The 15,928-nt window shown below is 57.5% G+C and carries 16 protein-coding genes; 9 read left to right on the top strand and 7 right to left on the bottom strand.

From position 1 onward, the window contains the following. Window positions 1-17: 17 nt before the first annotated feature. From NA78x_RS08415 to NA78x_RS08405, 3 genes are read left to right on the top strand one after another with little or no spacing between them, the layout of a single operon-like run. A complete protein-coding gene (locus NA78x_RS08415) occupies window positions 18-290 on the top strand; it encodes a hypothetical protein (protein ID WP_425617991.1) in 273 nt (90 codons plus the stop codon). Then, window positions 290-697: a type II toxin-antitoxin system VapC family toxin gene (locus NA78x_RS08410; protein WP_425617990.1), complete on the top strand. Its 408-nt coding sequence runs from the start codon at window positions 290-292 to the stop codon at window positions 695-697. The genes NA78x_RS08415 and NA78x_RS08410 overlap by 1 nt, the downstream gene beginning before the upstream one ends. 27 nt (window positions 698-724) lie before the next feature. Continuing rightward, the gene (locus NA78x_RS08405) at window positions 725-2,230 is read left to right on the top strand and encodes a glutamate synthase subunit beta (RefSeq protein ID WP_425617989.1); all 1,506 of its coding nucleotides are present in this window, start codon (window positions 725-727) and stop codon (window positions 2,228-2,230) included. A gap of 13 nt (window positions 2,231-2,243) precedes the next feature. On the opposite strand, the gene NA78x_RS08400 is transcribed toward NA78x_RS08405, so the two are convergent. Next, entirely contained in the window at window positions 2,244-2,834 is a 591-nt protein-coding gene (locus NA78x_RS08400) for a hypothetical protein (RefSeq protein WP_425617988.1), read from the bottom strand. 181 nt (window positions 2,835-3,015) lie between these two features. On the opposite strand from NA78x_RS08400, the gene NA78x_RS08395 reads away from it, so the two are divergent. Continuing rightward, window positions 3,016-3,813, top strand: coding sequence for a hypothetical protein (locus NA78x_RS08395; RefSeq protein ID WP_425617987.1), 798 nt, complete (start codon window positions 3,016-3,018; stop codon window positions 3,811-3,813). Window positions 3,814-3,935: 122 nt separating this feature from the next. After that, window positions 3,936-4,277 carry an SdpI family protein gene (locus NA78x_RS08390; protein WP_425617986.1) on the top strand — a complete coding sequence of 114 codons (342 nt, stop codon included), beginning with the start codon at window positions 3,936-3,938 and terminating at the stop codon, window positions 4,275-4,277. Between the two features lie 175 nt (window positions 4,278-4,452). On the opposite strand, the gene NA78x_RS08385 is transcribed toward NA78x_RS08390, so the two are convergent. Together NA78x_RS08385 and NA78x_RS08380 are read right to left on the bottom strand one after the other, a co-directional pair. Continuing rightward, window positions 4,453-5,382 (bottom strand): DUF1559 domain-containing protein, encoded by a 930-nt coding sequence (locus tag NA78x_RS08385; RefSeq protein WP_425617985.1) that lies wholly within the window; start codon window positions 5,380-5,382, stop codon window positions 4,453-4,455. 184 nt (window positions 5,383-5,566) lie between these two features. After that, on the bottom strand, window positions 5,567-6,214 hold the full coding sequence (locus NA78x_RS08380; protein WP_425617984.1) for a bifunctional 4-hydroxy-2-oxoglutarate aldolase/2-dehydro-3-deoxy-phosphogluconate aldolase: 648 nt from the start codon (window positions 6,212-6,214) through the stop codon (window positions 5,567-5,569). A 504-nt stretch (window positions 6,215-6,718) separates the two neighbouring features. Here NA78x_RS08380 and NA78x_RS08375 point away from each other — a divergent pair. Together NA78x_RS08375 and clpX are read left to right on the top strand one after the other, a co-directional pair. Then, window positions 6,719-6,982 carry a hypothetical protein gene (locus NA78x_RS08375; RefSeq protein ID WP_425617983.1) on the top strand — a complete coding sequence of 88 codons (264 nt, stop codon included), beginning with the start codon at window positions 6,719-6,721 and terminating at the stop codon, window positions 6,980-6,982. A gap of 307 nt (window positions 6,983-7,289) precedes the next feature. Next, a complete protein-coding gene (gene clpX, locus NA78x_RS08370; protein WP_425617982.1) occupies window positions 7,290-8,576 on the top strand; it encodes an ATP-dependent Clp protease ATP-binding subunit ClpX in 1,287 nt (428 codons plus the stop codon). 726 nt (window positions 8,577-9,302) lie between these two features. On the opposite strand, the gene NA78x_RS08365 is transcribed toward clpX, so the two are convergent. After that, entirely contained in the window at window positions 9,303-9,743 is a 441-nt protein-coding gene (locus tag NA78x_RS08365; RefSeq protein WP_425617981.1) for a thioredoxin family protein, read from the bottom strand. 409 nt (window positions 9,744-10,152) lie between these two features. Between NA78x_RS08365 and NA78x_RS08360 the strand changes: the two genes are divergently transcribed. Then, window positions 10,153-11,223 carry a 3-isopropylmalate dehydrogenase gene (locus NA78x_RS08360; protein ID WP_425617980.1) on the top strand — a complete coding sequence of 357 codons (1,071 nt, stop codon included), beginning with the start codon at window positions 10,153-10,155 and terminating at the stop codon, window positions 11,221-11,223. Between the two features lie 113 nt (window positions 11,224-11,336). Here NA78x_RS08360 and NA78x_RS08355 read toward each other — a convergent pair whose 3' ends face one another. After that, a complete protein-coding gene (locus NA78x_RS08355) occupies window positions 11,337-11,999 on the bottom strand; it encodes a hypothetical protein (protein WP_425617979.1) in 663 nt (220 codons plus the stop codon). Window positions 12,000-12,284: 285 nt separating this feature from the next. Here NA78x_RS08355 and NA78x_RS08350 point away from each other — a divergent pair, with 285 nt between their 5' ends. Then, a complete protein-coding gene (locus tag NA78x_RS08350) occupies window positions 12,285-12,929 on the top strand; it encodes a hypothetical protein (RefSeq protein WP_425617978.1) in 645 nt (214 codons plus the stop codon). A gap of 37 nt (window positions 12,930-12,966) precedes the next feature. Here the strand turns inward: NA78x_RS08350 and NA78x_RS08345 are convergent, their stop codons facing one another. Together NA78x_RS08345 and NA78x_RS08340 are read right to left on the bottom strand one after the other, a co-directional pair. Next, complete coding sequence (locus NA78x_RS08345) at window positions 12,967-14,286, bottom strand: YcjF family protein (protein ID WP_425617977.1); 1,320 nt, start codon at window positions 14,284-14,286, stop codon at window positions 12,967-12,969. 50 nt (window positions 14,287-14,336) lie between these two features. Next, on the bottom strand, window positions 14,337-15,899 hold the full coding sequence (locus tag NA78x_RS08340; protein ID WP_425617976.1) for a YcjF family protein: 1,563 nt from the start codon (window positions 15,897-15,899) through the stop codon (window positions 14,337-14,339). Between the last annotated feature and the right edge of the window lie 29 nt (window positions 15,900-15,928).

The following is a 15,928-nucleotide window of genomic DNA, read 5'->3' as shown; positions in this document are numbered from 1 at the left end:
TCGAAGGAGAAATGCTCATGAGCAAAACCATTGAACTTCCGGATGAGACTTTTGACGCAATTGCCGCCACAGCGGCGTTAGCGGGAGTCACTCCAGAAAAGCTCCTCGAGATGCAGTTTCGCCCTTTCGAACGCCGCGAGCGAGTTCCGCCCAAACCGGGCGAAACTTTGTATGACCGGCTGAAGGACTTTATCGGCTGCGTGGAAGGGACCGATCCTGATGCATCGAAGAACACAAGCGAGAAATTCACCGACTACTTAGAGCAGAAACAGCGTGAGGGACGCCTCTAATGCTGTGCGACACAGGGCCGCTCGTCGCTTTGGTGCTGCGTACTGATGAATATCACTCGCGAGCCGTGGAATTTGTGAGAGCTTGCGTCAATGTGCAGTTCATCACAACCTGGAGCTGCTTCACCGAAGCGATGTACATGGTCGGTCGATCTGGCGGATGGACCGCTCAAGATGCACTCTTTCGAATGGTCGAGCAGGAAGTTCTGGACATTCATGAAAGCCGGACCGCAGACAGCGAGCGAATGAAGGAACTGATGTCGAAGTATCGTGATGCTCCGATGGACTTTGCCGACGCGTCGCTCATCTCTGCAGCCGAAAACCTGGACGAAGCCACCATCTTCACCTTTGATAGTCACTTCCGCTTTTACCTCCTCAACGACCAAACTCCGGTGAACGTCGTTCCTTGATTCCGATACTGAACAAAGCATACTGCCATGGGTAAACCAACCGGATTTAAAGAATTTCCACGCAAAGCCGTTCCGTATCGCGACCCGATGCAGCGACTAGGCGACTACGGCGAAATCTTCACGTTGCCGCCGGAAGAGCACCTGAAGACACAGGGCGCGCGGTGCATGGACTGCGGCGTGCCGTTCTGCCAAAGCGATACGGGCTGCCCGATCGACAATCTCATTCCCGAGTGGAACGACCTGGTCTATCGCGGGCGCTGGCGCGAAGCGCTCGATCGCTTGCACAAGACGAACAATTTTCCCGAGTTCACCGGCCGTGCATGTCCGGCACCTTGCGAAGGCTCGTGTGTGCTCGGCATTACCGATCCGGCTGTGACGATCAAGAACATCGAGAACGCGATCATCGACCGCGGCTTTGCTGAAGGCTGGGTGAAGCCCGAACCGCCGCCGAGCCGAACCGGCAAGAAGGTAGCCGTGATTGGCAGCGGACCTGCCGGCCTCGCCGCCGCTGCTCAGCTTAACAAAGCTGGCCATCTGGTCACCGTGTACGAACGGGCTGACCGCATTGGTGGGCTGCTGATGTACGGCATTCCGAACATGAAGCTCGACAAGGGTGTCGTCGAACGGCGCGTGCAACTGCTGCGCGATGAAGGTATTACCTTCCTGACCAATCAAGACGTCGGCAACAAGGATTCGGAGAACTACGTCGACCCGCAACAGTTGATGCAAGATAACGACGCGGTGCTGCTATCCACGGGCGCGACCAAGCCCAACGACCTGCCGATCAGTGGCCGCGGTCTCGATGGCATTCACTTCGCGATGGAGTTCCTCAAGGCAAACACCAAGAGCCTGCTCGATAGCAAGCTCGCGGACGAGCAGTACATCAGCGCCAAGGACAAGAACGTCATCGTCATCGGCGGTGGTGACACCGGCACCGACTGCATCGGCACGTCGATGCGCCATGGTTGCAAGAGCCTGGTGAATTTTGAACTGCTGCCTCAGCCCCCGAAAGATCGCGCGCCAGACAATCCGTGGCCGCAATGGCCGCGCATCTACCGCACCGATTACGGCCATCAGGAAGTCGCTGCCAAGTTTGGCGCCGATCCCCGCGCGTATTGCGTGATGAGCAAAGAATTCGTCGGCGATGAAAACGGCCGCGTCGCGGGCATTCGAACCGTGCAGGTTGAATGGCACAAGGTCGACGGTCAGTGGAAGCTCAAGGAACTGACGAACTCGGATAAGTTCTATCCGGCCGACCTGGTATTGCTGGCGATGGGCTTTAAGGGCCCCGAGCAGTATGCGTCAGAATTGCTGGGCATCGAATACGATCCGCGCAGCAACTACAAGGCAGCTCACGGCAAGTTCAGCACCACAGTTCCGAAGGTCTTCGCTGCTGGCGACTGCCGCCGAGGTCAATCGCTGGTAGTGTGGGCCATCAATGAAGGTCGGGGTGCTGCTCGTGCCATCGATGAGTTTTTGATGGGAAACAGCCAACTCCCCGCGCCTGGACTCTCGCTGGGGATTGCTAAGTAGCGGCCAACACTCGCTACGGATCTCGCCGCGGTGCTGGTGGCGGCGGAGGTGTCGGCAAGCGGATCCCTGGCGGAACTGTCCCAGGCTCGAAGGGCGGCGCCAGCGTGGGATTCGGAATGATTCGCGGGCCTGACTGTGGCGGCAGAGCAGCACCGGAAAGGTTATCCGGTGTTTCGACGAGCTTGCTGTCCTTTATCTGCAAGATGAAGAGCAAGCCTTTGTCTTGCGACTGCATCTCGGTCGACGCGCAACGCCCCTGAACCGTGATCTTGCTGACGCCCGGTTCGAGCAGAGCTAGATCCTTTCGTGCTTTGGCATCGAAATACAAAGCGACCATCACGTCCATTGCCCGCTGTTCGTGCCCCGTTCGTTCGAAGATCACCCGATACTTCGGGTCTTGCTTGTCTTCGCTGGGCATCCGTTCAATGAGCTTGACAGTGCCGAAAATCTGCAGCGTCTGGTCTTTCAGATGCTCATCGACAAACGCATCGTTCTTCGCGCCGGCAGCGAGCTGTTCGAGCGTGAACGGCGGCAACGCTTCCTGTTTGGCCGGGTCGTTCTCGGCCCCCAGCAACACCGCGACCAGTAACAAAGCAGCCTGCATCGCCCCACTCCCTCAGTCCGCGGACTGAACCAGCCATCTACTTGTGATGAGATTTACGAGGCACTGATTGTCGATAGAACCGCCTTGGCAAGCAAGATGAATGTAGACGGCGCGCCGGTGCGATCCGCTAGAATGACAGCCGGGCTTCTCTCCATTCCTTCGCCCACGAAGAGTCATAACCATGCGACGACTCGAAGCATGCCTTGCTGCTGCATTTGTGGTGGCCGCTATCCTTCCCTTGTTGGCAGAAGAGCCCGCGGCCAAGAAGGACGAGCAGCATTGGGGAAATCTCCAGGCAACATTTATCTACGATGGTATCCCTCCAGTAGCGATTCCGCGGCCGGTTGCGCTGGGCGTCATGATCGTCGATCGCTCCATAGAAGTTGATCTCGCCACGAAAGGAGTCGCCAATGTGGTCTGTTGGCTGCGCCGAGAGAAAGATGCCCCGGCAATGGACATTCACCCGATGTATGCGGAACAGCGGACGAAACCTGTCACCACTACTTTCACCGCGGGCCTTCAATTCGAACCGCGTATCACGGTACTGCAAACAAGACAATCGCTGAAGGTCGAGAACGCATCTTCGTCGAGCTTAGACCTCCAGGTCGATCCCTTTGCCAATCCACCGATCGTGGACATCATCGCAGCTGGCAATAGTAAGTCTTATGCGTTTGACCGCAGCGAGAATCGCCCCTATCCGATGTCTTCCCTGATTCGCTCGTGGGCAACTTGCTATTTTCTCATCCAAGATCATCCCTACGTCGGCGTTTCCGGTTCGAACGGAAAACTGACCATCCGGAACTTGCCGGTTGGCAATCACACTTTCACCTTTTGGCACGAACGAAGCGGCTATCTCACCAAAGTTAAACGGTCCGACGAAGCGCATGCGTGGAAACTTGGTCGCCTGACCGTCGACATCAAGCCAGGCGACAATGACCTCGGTGAGATTCTCATCAAGCCAGAACGTCGCGGGAAATAGCTACGCTCAGTCGCAGTAACATTTTTTGAGTACAAAGCACAGCCAACCAAACTCTAGCATTCCGACCTCCGACCTCCGACCTCCGACCTCCGACCTCCGACCTCCGACCTCCGACCTCCGCTATGCTCCTGCTCCTCTGCATCTACATCACTACTGGCCTGTTGATGTCCGCCCTGGCGATTCCGCTGATCAAGGGCTGGATCAACCCGAACCCGCTGTACGGGTTTCGGGTGAAGGCCACGCTGGAAGATCCAGCGATCTGGTATGCGGCGAATACGTTTGCTGGTTGGCGACTGTTGGTCGCCGGAATCGTCATTGCCGCGGCTGCGGTCGCGTTCTACCTGGTGCCGAATCAACAGCTGGAACGATTTGCCTTCAGTTGTCTGGCCGCCACGGTGATCGCTCTCGTCTGGGCCGTGGTCTCCAGCTTTGCCTATCTGAATCGGTTGACCGCCCGGCGCTAGGGCTTTGTCACGTTGGTGGCGATGACTGTTGCTCTGGGGTGATTGGTTGAGAAAGTGCCATTGGGATGCCCGAGAGGGTGTCATGAAAAGGCGCACTGGCGCGATGAACCCATAGCCAATACTATGCGTCTCGCGCTGGTACAGGAACCGGAACCGTAACCCCGCCAGTGCGCGGCTATTCCGGATCGGGCAGCAGGACGTTCTCGCCGCCGGCGACGGTGGTCATCCCTTCGATTTCGGCGGAGGGAGTGGTGTTGTAAAGAAAGTAGACTTCGCCATCGGCCGTGAGCACGTTCGCGCCGTTGTTATGGCTGCCGCCGATATCGCCGCCGACTTGAAAATCGATCATCCCAAAATCGAGGTCGTCGGGCTCCAGCCAACTCTTGCCGTTCGAGACGACTTCGACGACGAGCAAGGTGTTTTGCAGACCGTCGATGATCTCGCTCTGGGTGCGACCGCTGGCCACGGGCTTACCGGTTTTGGGATCGACGGCTTCCGGAAAAGCCGACTTTGGCCCAACGATCACTTTATAGTTGCTCTCTTGCGAAGAGAGCGAGTTGGGATCGAGTGGTGAGGCGAAGACTCTCGGCATGTGCTTGGCGACCATCATGTTGCGAGGATCATCCCACGGCAAATCGAGGTTCAATTGTTGATAGAGGGAATCTTCGCTGGGGCCCAGATAAGGCAGAATCAGCGCTCGCCAGCTATGCAGTTTTTTGCCCGTGGCGTCGACCGTGTAAGCCGGCGGATAAGACCCGTGCTGCGCATGATAAGCAGCCAAGGCCTGGCCCAATTTTTTGAGATTGCTCGCGCAGGTGCGCTGGGCCGAAGACTGCTGGGCAGCGACCAGCGCCGGCTTGCCGATGGACTGATAAAACGCATAGGCGGCAATGCCCAGGCCCAGCAGAAACACCGAGAGGACCACCGCCGCTTGCCAGTTGCTGCGCTGCACACCTTGCACGGCGGTACGTAGCGAATAGCGAGGAGCGCCCGTGGGGACGGTAACCAGCTTGCCGCAATTCACGCAGGGGCCCGTATGGCCGGCGAAAGGATCGTCGACCAGCGTCGTCTCGCCGCAATAGGGACAGGTGAATTGAATGGGCATGGTTTCGTCGCAGAATTAGGAAACCCGAAGCGTTAGCGAGGAGAGCGATGTTTGGTGCTTGATGCTGTCGTCGAAGCCAGAACGGTTCGGCAGAGTGGACCTGAACGAACGAATTATATGGGCATCGAATGTGCCGACCACCGAAACGCTCTCCTCGCTAACGCTTCGGGTTACCTGGGAACATTTACTTACTACGGTATTCCTTCACGATCTGCTGATATTGCCGGGCGAGGTTCTCGATTTTCTTCAGATCGCCGGTCGCGACCAATTTCGGATCGACGAGCGAACTACCCACGCCGAGGGCACAGGCCCCGGCCTTGAGAAAATCGGCCGCGGTTTCCAGATTCACGCCGCCCGTGGGCATCAGCCGAATGTGTGGCAGCGGGCCATGCAGGGCTTTCAGATACTTCGGTCCGGTGATCTCGGAGGGGAAGATTTTGACGATATCAGCCCCGGCCTGCCACGCCGTGACGACCTCCGTGGGCGTGAAGGCCCCGGGCATGACCAGCTTGCTGTAGCGTTTGCACATCTCGATGACCTGCACGTTCACCGTGGGCGAAACGATGAACTGTGCACCCGCCAGAAAGGCCGCTCGACAGGTTTCCGGGTCGAGCACCGTCCCTGCACCCAGCAGTACGCGATCGCCCAGTTTATCGGCGACTCGTTCGAGGACCTGCACGGCTTTGGGGACCGTAAAAGTCACTTCCATCACCTCGACGCCGCCGGCCAGCAAAGCTTCGGCCACGTCGACCAGTTTTTCGCCACTTTCCGCGCGAATCACGGCGACAATGCAGCTATCAAAGACACGATCGAGGGGGCGCGGGGCGGGCATGATGTCTTCTCCTGTCAAAAGTTTTCGATGCATTGTACGAAATGCAGAATGCAAAATGCAGAACGCAGAATGAGAAAGCGAGGCCACAGTATCCGTCATTCTGCATTCTGCGTTCTTCCTTCTGCATTTCCGTCGAACCACCGCCGGCGAACTTGCGTAGAGGTTCCCGGCGAGGCAACGATTCCTCGCTCTCTTGTCGCCGACGATGGCGAGCTTTCGACAGGCCTTTGAAGTCCTGTTTACCGACGACTTATCCCAGGAGGAAGTCTGTTCCGGTCTGCCCCGGAATGGATCGACGCTGGGGTCGGAACGAAGGGCGATCCCGGCAGAATCGACGCTGCGGAACGACTTCGTTCTGGCCCCAGCGGTTTCGAATGGGGTCCTTCCGGTTCCGAAAACTGGACTACCTCCGCCGCATGTGCATAATACAGGTGGAGTTACCGTCCAGAGGGATTTTACCGTGGCGACATCTTGTCGCTGCAAGTCATCGGCAGCAGCAGGATTATGAAGCAGCTCACGCCTGAGACCATCACGCAAATGGCGATTTGGTTCGCCGTGCTGGGCGGACTCGTGACGATTGCGGTGGTTGTGTTGGGAAAGTTGCGCGGTAACGCACAGCAGACCGAAGATACAGCCAGCGAGTTGCTGTCGAACTTGCAAGATTTGCGACAGGAGGGTGACATCAGCGACGCCGAATACCGAACTATAAAAGCGGTGCTAGGAGCAAAGCTCCAGCAACGATTAAAGGACGATCAGAACAAGGGTTAGAGCAAGCCTGGCCGGTCGCACCGGGGACAACACCCGGGGAAACTTTGCGGCTGAAGAGGAATGTTCGCACTTCGAAAACTGATCAACATTTATCGTTTGTTCCGGCCTGGGAGGTCGGTTGCATCGGCGAGAGTTTTCCACGAAGTTACCCGATACGCTCGAACTTTAAGCGGACAAGGATGCCCCCTTCCCGGCACGTGCGGCGATTCTGCACGGGCCATCGAGCTTGCACCCGAGATTCCATTGGCAACGAAGCGAGACCACAGCCGCTGCCAATTCGATTCCGCTGAAAGGAGTGTTGTTTATTATGCCGGCAGGTAAGGACATGAGTGGAGGGCGCCGAGGTGCCAGCACCACGAAGAAGAATGCCTTCTGTTCGTTTTGTCGCAAGAGCTATCGCGACGTAGGGCCGCTCGTCGAAGGGCCCGGCGATGTGTACATCTGCGGCGAGTGCATCGAACTGTGCCAGTCGATCCTCGATCAAGAACAACGCCGCCGCGGTGCGACCAAGCCTCTCTTCAATCGAATTCCCACGCCGCGGGAACTCGTCGCCTCGCTCGACCAATACGTCGTCGGCCAAACCTTCCCCAAGAAGGTCCTCTCGGTTGCCGTTCACAACCACTACAAGCGGTTGCAACTCGGTTTCGAAGGTTCGGATGTCGAAGTCGAAAAGTCGAACATCCTGCTGCTGGGCCCCACCGGCTCGGGCAAGACCTTGCTCGCTCGCACCTTGGCCCGCGTGCTCAACGTGCCGTTCGCCATCGGCGATGCCACCACGCTGACCGAAGCGGGTTACGTGGGCGAAGACGTCGAAAACCTGCTGCTGAAACTGCTGCACGCTGCCGACTTCGATCTGGAACAGGCTCAACGGGGCGTGCTCTACATTGACGAAATCGACAAGATCGGCAAGACGAGCCAGAACGTCTCGATCACTCGCGACGTCTCGGGCGAAGGCGTGCAACAAGCATTGCTCAAGATGCTTGAAGGCACGGTCGCCAATGTACCGCCGCAAGGGGGCCGCAAGCATCCCGAACAGCAGTACATTCAGATGGACACGACCAACATCCTGTTCATCTGCGGCGGCACGTTTGTCGGCATCGAAGACATCGTCCGCAAACGTCTCGGCAAGAAGTCGCTGGGCTTCAGCCAATCGACCAACAGCCATACGAACGATATGGACACGGCCGAAGTGTTGTCGATGGTGCAGACCGAAGACATCCTCGAGTTCGGCATGATTCCGGAACTCATCGGTCGCTTGCCGGTGATTGCCTCGCTCTCGCCGCTCGATCACGCTGGCCTGGTGAAAGTTCTCACCGAACCCAAGAATGCTCTGTTGCGTCAGTACCAGACACTGTTCCAAATGGAAGACTGCACGCTGGAGTTCAGCGAGTCGGCCCTCAACGCCATCGCTCACAAGGCTGTGGTCAAGGGAACCGGTGCTCGCGGCCTGCGTTCGATCGTCGAGCAAACGATGCTCGAAGTGATGTACGAACTGCCCGAACAACCCAAGGGAAGCAAGTTCGTCATCGACGACGACATCGTGATGGGACGTCGCAAGATGTTCCCCGTCGAAGTGAAGGCCAAGAGCGCGTAACGTCGACCAGTAGAATCACAGATCAAGCATGGCCACGGTTGCCTTTACCGTGGCCGTGTTCGTTTCTTGGGTGCTAGCGGTGACCGGTCGAACTCGCAGGCCAGTTCGATTTGAGCCAGCGCGATTTTCCCCAGTGCTATTTGACAAAGAATCACGCATCGAGCAGATTGCAGTTGGGTTCGTTTTCGCCTCGGGGAATCGTGCCACAGGTGGCCTAGCGCGCCGCCGGTATGAGGTGAGCCGATGGCCTGGGGAGGATCCAGCCGAGGATGGCAGGGCATGAAAACAGGCAGGATGTCCATCCCGCGAGGGATGAATGGTCTTTGGCAATTTGGAGAAAACAAGACAGCTAATAAGTGATGGCTGATGAGTTCTTGCGCGCGTGTTCGTGATTGTTTCGCTGATAACACTGAATCAACTAGGGAATATAATTTGCCCTAGAGACTTGGCGATGCTCGCCACAGGAGGCAATTAATCACCCCCTCCAAAGGAGACTGTTCAACGCGAAAAGTTGGTTATCAAACGGTTATCAAGAAAACGGGTGATTACGAGGTTTGCGAGGCGGAAGCGATTTGCCGCCAAGAGTTTAGGGCAAATGTTTATCGCGAAAAAAGTCGCAAAAAAGTTATCAAAACCCAGCTGACGTGAACCAGGGATGCAGAACCTACGGCAAGCAAGACGAAGGGGCCGTTGATTGCCGTTGAGGATTCGGTCGAGATCGAGGGCCTAGTTACCGCCACCGGCGGTTTCAGTGGCTACCTTGGCTTCGGCCTGGCTGGCTTTGGCGGCGAGGGCCCGTTGCAGCATGCCGGAAACAGCGCCCGAACTGGTAGCGCCGGTGGTCTGTTCGCGGTGCCAGCCTTTGTCGGTCTTGATGAAGACGGCCAGTTGCGGAATCGAGCCGCCCCGCATCAGTTGGCGGGCGAGGTTCGGGTTCTGGTCGTAGTTGACCGACGCGTAGTTCACGTTTTTCAGCAGACCCGAACGAGCCATGCTGGGCATGACCGAGTTTTTCATCGTCACGCAGCCGGGGCACCAATCGGCACCGATCAACACCACCAGAGGCTGACCGTTTTCCTTGGCTGCACTGAGAGCCGATTCGTAGCTATCGGCACCACTCGTCAGCAGGGCAGCTTGCAAAACCAACCCCATCGCTAGTCCACTCATTGATCATTCCTTTAGTAGCGACGATCGACCTAATTCCATACGCACTTCCTAGCGATTCGTGCAGGAAGATTACGGCGAGGCGGTAGCATAGGTAAAATCTGACGGCCTGTCATTACCCTTTGCGCAAACTTCGCAGACCTCCAAAGTGATGTAATGTGACGACTGCTGAAATTGCCGAGTGAAAGCGCTGTGGCGAGCTTGGGCACGCATCGAATGGGGTGTCGGATAACCTGTCGATAGCGTGTGTGGTCGGGCATCAGGTGCTTGGCTTGCAGCGAAAGGAGCCAAGATGAAATGCCGCGAAATCTACAGCCAACCCTGTCCGGCTGAGGTTTGGCTGTTTAAACTTTTGGGCTTGCGAGTTGACTTCTAATCTCCCTGAACTGTTTTCGCGATTGAGAGAACTGCAGTGGCAAACCCGTTGAAACTGGCGATCATTCCTGGCGATGGCACCGGTCCCGAAGTGACCCAAGAAGCACTGAAGGTGCTCGAAGCGGTCAGCAAGCTCGAAAAGTTCACGTACACCACCAACTTCCTGGACTGGGGCGGCGAGCGGTATCTCAAGACAGGCGAAACACTTCCCGCCGGCGGCGTCGCCGAACTGAAGAAGTATGACGCGGTCTACCTGGGCGCGGTTGGTCATCCGGACGTAAAGCCTGGCATCCTCGAAAAGGGCCTGTTGCTGGAACTGCGGTTTCAACTCGATCAGTACGTCAATCTTCGGCCGGTGAAGTTGTTTCCCGGCGTCGAATGCCCGCTGGTGGGCAAAGGCCCGGCCGATATCGACTTCGTCGTCGTCCGCGAAAACACCGAAGACATGTATGCCGGCATCGGTGGCTGGCTGAAGAAGAACACCGCCGACGAAGTAGCCACGCAGACCGCTGTTTACACCCGCAAGGGCTGCGAGCGGATCATTCGCTGGGCGTTTCAGTACACGCAGAAGCGGAACAACCCCAAGGGGAAGATGCTCACGCTTGTCGCCAAGACAAACGTCCTCACGTACGGCCACGACCTTTGGTGGCGGACCTTCCAGGACGTGCAGAAGGAATTCCCCGATGTGAAGGCCGACTACAATCACGTCGATGCCTGCTGCATGTGGATGGTGAAGAACCCCGAGTACTACGACGTGATCGTCACCACCAACATGTTCGGCGACATCATCACCGACCTGGGTGCGATGATCCAAGGTGGCCTCGGCGTCGCCGCGGGCGGCAACATTAACCCCGATAAGGGCGGCATCAGCATGTACGAGCCGATGGGTGGCAGTGCGCCGAAGTACACCGGCCAGAACGTGATCAACCCGATCGCTGCCATCGCCGCCATGAGCATGCTGCTCGAACACTCGGGCCAGCCTGCCGCCGGCGCTCGCGTGATGAAGGCTGTGCAAACCATCACCGGCACCAAGATGAAGAGCCAATCCGCCGGCAAGATGGGCTACGGCACGAAAGAAATCGGCGACCTCGTTGTCGGTGCGCTGTAGTTTTACTCAGCGTCTGAGATTCACGAGAGACGGTCACTTCTGAAGTGACCGTCTCTTTTTATGTGTCGATCTTTAAAAACTATTGACAAAGAATCAGCAAGGGGCGACCATCGTTAGTCGTCGGTCGCAGCGCCGGCACCAATTCGATACGCCGTACCAGCGGCCAGGAAAAACCATAGTGCATCGAAGATGCCAAAACTGCCCAGAAATCCAGCTTGGCGAACCTCGCTATGAATGCTCGTGCGAAACATCTCCAACATCGCTTGCTGCTGCACCCGCGCTTCGGTGATTTGCTTTTGTTGGTCCGCTGCGGGAATCGATTTCCATTTTGCCTGAGCCTGCTGCCAGATATCAGTTGGATAGTCGGTCGGTTCGGTCGCTTCTTCCATGGACTTGCCGTTGGGGAAGACGACTTTTTGCCCCTTAGCCTCACGCGCTTCGATGATGTCGTCTGCCAAACGAATGATCATGTGCTTCTCGGTTAGTTCTGGCGGGGGTTGGGTATCGTTGGCCAAGAGTGAGGAGACCAGGAAATGGACGGCGAGAAACTTGCCCAACAAAACCGAGCCAATGGCGATCGCCGCCGCGGTAATGCCCGGCGCGGGGCCTTCATCGCTTTCGCCGGCGGCCACGCGCACAAAAATTCCGACCATGCCACCGATGCCCCAAGCAATCCAACCGACCTCAGCGTTCAGGGCATACGAGATTCCGGCCCAAATCGCCGCGCCTGCCAGACCGCCGATGGAACCTGCGACAATCCACTTAATGAAGTTCATCCGATCACACTTTATATTAGTAGCTCGTGATATCAATTTGCCTGGGGCATATTAACTGCCCGTTGAAGGGACGAAAAGCAGATTTTGCAGGAATGTAAAACATCAGAAAAATCCTTTAATCCCTGGTCGCTTGAGAGGCCTCCCTCGCTTCTTTGTGCCACGTGGTAACGCACTGCGGTGGGCAGTTATGACCAGGCTAAAGATTGCGGGCTGGCGAGCGAATAACTTCTCGATTGCAGAGCGACCGCAGGGTGTTGCTCACGAGCAACGAAAGGCAGTTTGAAGATGCAAAGTATTTGGCTGGTGCTTGCGTTGTGTGCCGCGTCGCCGGCGTTGGACGACGGCAGCTTGCTCTTTTTGCAGAACTGTAACAGCGTGGTGGAGTACACCACGAAGGATGAGATCGGACACGTTTCGCTGGCGTTTCGCGATGGCGGCGAAACGTGGGTTTATGAAGCGACGCCCGGTAAGGTTCGCCGCTTGACGTTCGCGGCCTATCAAGAGGAACTTGCCAAGATCAACCTGGGCAAACGTGAGCCGATCCGCCTGTGGGTGCTAGAGCCGAAGGAGAAGTTTAGCGTCAGCGAAGCGACCGCCATGCAAGAGTTTCTCGACGAGCAACTGGGCCGACGTTACTCCGTGAAGAACTATGTGCGCGGCAAGCCCGGCGATGGCACCCACTGCGCGGAGTTGGCCGCGAACACACTGAACCGGACGGGGCGATTTGAGTTTGCCGAGCCTTACAAGATCTATCCAGCGAAGCTGCTGGAACTGGTCGAGCCGAAGTATCGGCCCAAAGTGGAACTGGCGATTGCTCCGCCGCCAGTGATTGAGCCCTGGTATGTCCGTTGGGGACAATGCACGCAACAGAGCTGTGGCTGGTGCGGCTGGTCGTGCCGCGAAGCCTGGTCGTTTGTCACTACGTGGTAGCAAATGCGACTGGTACCAAGCGAGACGAGAAAGGAGATCACTTTTTTGAGTGTCGATTGACGAGCAGCTTTTTGCCGATCTCGTTTTTGAACTGCTGCATGATCGAGTCCTTGTCGATCGAGCCGATGATCTTCGTTACGACGGTCTTTGGTCCTTCGGTTCCCCAACTGCTGCCGTTCTCGAAGTAGAACTTGGCTGCTTTGCCGACGATGTAGGTGCCGTATCCCGCGGCGGCACCTTGCGGCAAAGCAGTGACCAGTGTGCCCCACAGCGGTGTAAGCGTTTTGAAGAACCACATCACTCCATGGGTGGCAGCGACGCTGATCGTAATACCACCCGCCGCAGTGCCGATGGCCTTCGCTAGTTCTTGGGCATTCTTCGTCGACATCTGCAAGTTGTAGACTTCGGCCAGGTACACAATCATTAACGCATCAAGAGCCAAGCCACCGAGGACGTCGGCCACAGGAATGGGATTGAGTCCCACGGCCACAGCCTTCATGCCGGCCATGCTCCAGATGATCTTCTCGGCCTGGGCATTGCGAAGTTGCACACGCAACGCAGCGACCTTGTCGCTTTGATCGGAGGCATAGAGCGCCGCATTGAGGGCGACGAGTGCGAGGCCTTCCTTTTCAAGCAGCTGCAGGATCTTGGCTTTGACGTCTTCGACATCGGGCCCCGGGCGCCGCCACTCGCTCCGCTCGCTGCCGTCGGCAGCTTGAATGATGTATTCCTTCTCGCGCGGATCGGCGGCGGCCGTGACGATCTGATCGGTGGGCAGTATGTCTCGCAGGCGATCGGTCAGCACTTCGCGCAGACGGCTTCGCTGTTCGCGGCTGTAGAGATCGACCTTGTTGAGGATGAGCAGAATTGGCTTGTGAAAGGTGGTCAGTTCGACAAGGGCCGTGTACTCGGTTTCGTTCAGGTCCGAATCGGTAACGAACAAAATGAGGTCGGCTCGCTGCGCGACATCGCGGGCCATCTCGCCGCGCGGGCCACCACCCACTTCGTTGATGCCGGGCGTATCGATGAGTACCACCTGCGATTCACCGAGCCCTGGAATCGTATAGCCGGCACCTTTCCAAGTGGCATGCCAGACTTCTTTCGTCCAACCGCCGCGCACATCGACAGCCGAGACCTCGCTGCCGACGAGCGCGTTAATGAGGGCGCTTTTGCCGGTGCTGATTTCGCCGAAGATCACAATTTCGACGCGCCCGCTGAGCATCTTCTCTTGCATCGAGCGCAGACCGGCGAGCTCGCTGCGCAGGCGAGACTTTTCTTCTTCGGTGCAACCCTTCAGCTTCGTCAGCGTTTGCTCGACGGAAGCGAGAGCGTCGTTGTAGGACTGTTTCGAAGACAAGATAGAGTTCTGAGTTAGGAGTTTTGAGACAGGAAAGGCAAGGGCGGTCTTTAAGGCTTGGACTTGCCAGAGAGAAGCTTATCGCGGGCCGTTTGGACGAACCTGACAAGTTCGGTGGGGGCGGTGATGCGCTTCCATTCTTGCAAGGCGAGGTTCGCGAGTCCTTCGCGAGGCTGCTGCATATCCGCCTGGAAGTAGCCGATGAAGACGCCGCCAATCCAGCGCGTGACGAGAGCCTGGGTGATGCCCTGCAGTGCTCCACCGGCAATGGTTCCAGCGAGTGGTATGGTTTTCAGCAGGCCGGCGATTCCTGCGGCAATCGCTGGGGCGGCGGCATTCACACCTAAGATCGCCACCAGGTTCTTGCCGAGTTGGGCAAGCAGGTTCATCGCGATGCTAGTATCGATCGGCTGGCGATAGACCTTGGCCAGATCGACGACCATCTTCGCGGTGATGCCGCTGCCAATGATCACATCCAGCACCATGGGACTGACTGCGGCGGCGCCCCCTGCGGCCCACGTGTAGGTATCGACAATTTCCCAAGCCCGTTGATCGAGGGCGGCCTTCACCTTTGCCTTGGCATGATCGACTAGCCCACGCGATTGCAGCAGCAAATTGGCAAGGAGCAGATCGCGACCATCGCGGCGAACCATTCTTAGCATCTGTTCGGCCAGCGGCGCGATCTCGGGCGGCACCGTCACCATCGATTCCGCTTCGCTGCCATCGGCCATCACCAGCACGCGACTCCGCTCGCTGGCCTGTGCGCGGACCGAGACAATGTGATCGGGCTCGACGATCCCCTTCAGCTGTTCTTGAATCTGGCCAATCAGTTTGGGCTGATCGTCGGCTGAGTACCAATCCTGCTTGTTCAGGCAAACGACGACGCGTTTTTCCATCTCGCCGAGCTTTTGCAGCAGCGTGAACTCGCTGTGGCGCAGCGGGCCATCGACGACCAGCAACACCAGGTCGGCATCGCGGGCAGATTCAGCAGCGACAGCCAACCGCTCGGAGCCATCGACTTCGCCCAAACCAGGCGTATCGACAAGGAGCACCTGATCGTTGCCCGGCCAAGGTACCTGCTGACGTTGCAGGGTGGTCCCACCGCGAGGATCGGTCTGAAAGACATCGCGGCCGGCCAGCGCATTCATCAGCGAGCTCTTGCCGCTCGAGATGGTCCCGAAGGCGACGATCTCCAACCGCTGGGCTTGCTGCTTTTCTTCGACCTTCTCACGCAGGCCAGTGAGTTCCTTTTTCAGCTCAGCCTGCACGCCAGCATCACTTTGGAGTTGGTCGACCGAGGCCAGATTATCGACGACTTCCTGCTGCTTTTCAGTGACCGAAAGTTCACTGGGATTCTTGGTCCGCCGCTCGATATGCTTCTGCTTGTTGCGGGTATTTTGCCAGACTCGCCAGAGGGCATAGCCGCAGAGGCCGATGAGAATCGCCGCGCCGGTACCGACCAGGGCAAAGTAGAGGTAGGTGAACGGAGGGCCGAGTTCCTTGATGCGGTCGTACTGTTCCAGCAACTTGGGCGGAATGTAGACCAGCAGCGCACCGACGATGGCCAAGGCCACCACGAGGAGCAATTTGTCGGTAAGCGAGGGTGATTTCATAGGAAGTAGCGGCAAACGGAACAACCAAC

Source organism: Anatilimnocola aquadivae (genome assembly GCF_049819085.1).
Classification (GTDB): Bacteria; Planctomycetota; Planctomycetia; order Pirellulales; family Pirellulaceae; genus Anatilimnocola.
The sequence above is the reverse complement of the archived record's forward strand: the minus strand, read 5'-3'. Positions and strand labels throughout refer to the sequence as shown.